Annotated in this window: 3 protein-coding genes; 2 read left to right on the top strand and 1 reads right to left on the bottom strand. The window is 54.9% G+C overall.

The window, feature by feature from the left end; genetic code table 11:
• Nucleotides 1–451: 451 nt before the first annotated feature.
• Nucleotides 452–1,780: a group II intron reverse transcriptase/maturase gene (ltrA, locus tag C7H09_RS08195; protein WP_240616512.1), complete on the top strand. Its 1,329-nt coding sequence runs from the start codon at nucleotides 452–454 to the stop codon at nucleotides 1,778–1,780.
• A 124-nt stretch (nucleotides 1,781–1,904) separates the two neighbouring features.
• Nucleotides 1,905–2,201 (top strand): hypothetical protein, encoded by a 297-nt coding sequence (locus C7H09_RS19960; protein ID WP_206074292.1) that lies wholly within the window; start codon nucleotides 1,905–1,907, stop codon nucleotides 2,199–2,201.
• Nucleotides 2,202–2,512: 311 nt separating this feature from the next.
• On the opposite strand, the gene C7H09_RS20395 is transcribed toward C7H09_RS19960, so the two are convergent.
• Nucleotides 2,513–2,647: a hypothetical protein gene (locus C7H09_RS20395; protein WP_276309311.1), complete on the bottom strand. Its 135-nt coding sequence runs from the start codon at nucleotides 2,645–2,647 to the stop codon at nucleotides 2,513–2,515.
• Nucleotides 2,648–2,781: the final 134 nt, after the last annotated feature.

The following is a 2,781-nucleotide window of genomic DNA, read 5'->3' as shown; positions in this document are numbered from 1 at the left end:
CGCTCGTGTGTCATGACGAAAGACTTCAGTCTTTCTTGCTGTACTCAAGATGAGGGAAGGCCCCTCGGTCTCGGTGACCAGACACCGGGATCAAACCGCCCTGTGCGGCTTGCATTAAGAGTGCGGGTCGTGAGCGACATGGGAAAAGGCCGTCAAGAGCGGTCAGGTACGTACCCAAGGAGATGAACGAAAGTGAACCGCCGATGAGGGGTCGAAATGTAGACAGATGTTGTCAGAACCGGGGACCGAGCGTCTCCCCGGGATGAGCTGTGACGTGAGCTGGCACAACGGACACAGCGGCAGCCGGTCTTGAGGCGGCATGACCTGGGTACAGGCTTGAGTATGGAACATGAGAACCTGTCGTCCTGATGTTAAGGGAGAAGCACAAGTGGAGATCCCGCGAGGCGAGAGTACCGATGCAGGACACAGGGACGGATTGGCCCGTAGTAGTGTGGAAACACCTGTAATGGGTGTGGAGCGAAGGGGGCAAGTTATCCCGTCGGATCCAGATGGCCAACCGAATTCCGGGAGGAGCCGTCAGGGTCAGGCAAAACCATTTACCATCCCGAAGGCCTTGGTCTATCAGGCCTACAAGCGGGTTCGAGCCAACAAAGGTAGCGCCGGGGTAGATCATCAGAGTCTGGAAGACTTTGATGGTGACCTCAGCAATAACCTTTACAAGCTTTGGAACCGTTTGTCCTCAGGAAGCTATCATCCACCACCGGTTTTGCGCGTGGAGATCGAAAAGGCGGATGGGGCAACCCGTCGTCTCGGCATCCCAACGGTTGCCGACCGCATTGCGCAGATGGTGGTCAAGCTGCTGATTGAACCGGAACTGGAACAACACTTCCACCCGGACTCTTACGGCTACCGCCCGGGAAAGTCAGCGCACGATGCGCTGAAACAGACTCAGGCCCGGTGCTGGAAGAAAGCCTGGGTGCTGGATATGGACATTCAAGGCTTCTTCGACAACATCGACCACAACCTGTTAATGAAGGCCGTGGATCGTCATGTGACCGAGGACTGGCAGAAGCTGTACATCCGGCGCTGGCTAAGCGCGCCGGTTCAGTTGGCGGATGGTTCCGTGGAGGAACGCGATCGGGGCACGCCGCAAGGCGGTGTGATCAGTCCCTTACTGGCAAACCTGTTCCTGCACTACGTCTTTGATCGCTGGGTGGAGAAGCGCTGGGGTGGCATCCAGTTCGAACGCTATGCGGACGATATCGTATGCCATTGTTCCAGTGAACGGGAAGCTCAAGCACTGAAATCGGTCCTTGAGGCACGATTCACAGCGTGTGGCTTGACGCTCCATCCCCGCAAGACAAAGATTGTGTATTGTAAGAGCGAGTACAACCGGCGGGACTACCCGGAGATCGCGTTTGATTTTCTGGGTCACACCTTCCGACCGCGGCTGATCCGCAACCGGTTGGGACAAAAGAAAGTCTACTTCACGGCGGCCATCAGCCAGAGTGCAGCGAAAGAGATCCGCAAGCAGATCAACGAGTGGCCCTGGAAATGGTGGCGACAGAAAGAACTCGGGCAGTTCGCTCGATTCTGTCAGTCCCGCCTCCGAGGCTGGATGCAGTACTATAGCCTGTTTGGCCGCAGCTACATTCGGAATGTGCTGTTTCATTTCGATCTGAGGTTGAGCCGGTGGGCATTAGGGAAGTATCGGAAACTCAGAGGTCTGTTACAGGCTGCCCGGAGAGTGAATGGACTGCGTCGGCGACGGCCGGATCTATTTGCTCACTGGGCAGGATCAAGGGCAATGGTTGGATAACAAGAGCCGTATGAATCGAGAGGTTCACGTACGGTTCTGTGAGAGGCTTTGGGGGTGGTTCCCAGGGCCTACTCGACCGGCGCCGGTTACCTCAGCGTTATGCGCTCACTTAACCAGAGGCCATATGCAAGTTACCGGACAAGCATTCCCCGATGTATTAAAAAAGCTCCATGAATTGGAGTTCAATTATCTTGATGGCGAAGGCATTGATTTTGAGCCCTACACCGAGTTTCTTTCCGAAGAAGAAACCAATGAGTGGCTCAGTGCCTGGACGGAAACCCTCAGGCAAATACAGACGCCTATCTTGTGTTCGGGCAAGACGGAACTGGAGGTTATGCAGCTATTTGGTGCATCCGCAATAACGCGGATCTTCTCTCTCAGCCAATCGTATTCTTCGGATCGGAGGGCGAACTTGGCATAATAGCCTCAAATTTCTCTGACTATCTGTGGGTTCTTGCTAGCGGCTATGGCCCATACGAGGCAGTTAGCTATCTCAATGACGGAAGGCCGAAAAACCCAGAGTTTGCATATTTTGCTGAGCAGAACTCTACAACACCCTCCAGGAGCGCAAGCGCAAGCGCAAGCGCAAGCGCAAGCGCAAGCGCAAGCGCAATCGTTGCATCTGCAAAGGCTGAGTTCCCTGGCTTTGAGAGCAGCATTAATGCCATGTGTCAGTAACTACCAGCGCATAACAAGTCGCTCTTGTCGGACAATTTCTCCACCGCTTCGCGGCTACAAAATTGCCGCAAAGCTCTGCGTTAAAAGCTCTGCGTTAATGGCCAAGGCCGTCTTCATTTTTGGCGGGCTCAGTGCAAGGGCCTTGGCATCGGACTTGGCTGCAAAGCCGCCTTTGTTGGTGATGGCCAAGGCCGGAAAAGTTGCTGTCGAGGGTGGTTGCCAGCATCATCGGCAGCATGGTTATTCATGGCGTGCCCTAGTCGCGGGGCCGTCCAGTTCAGATGGTAATCGGATTGGCGTTGTTTGCGCTCTGGTTCCTTTCG

The sequence above is a fragment of the Marinobacter fuscus genome, assembly GCF_003007675.1.
Taxonomy (GTDB): domain Bacteria; phylum Pseudomonadota; class Gammaproteobacteria; order Pseudomonadales; family Oleiphilaceae; genus Marinobacter; species Marinobacter fuscus.
The sequence above is the reverse complement of the archived record's forward strand: the minus strand, read 5'-3'. Positions and strand labels throughout refer to the sequence as shown.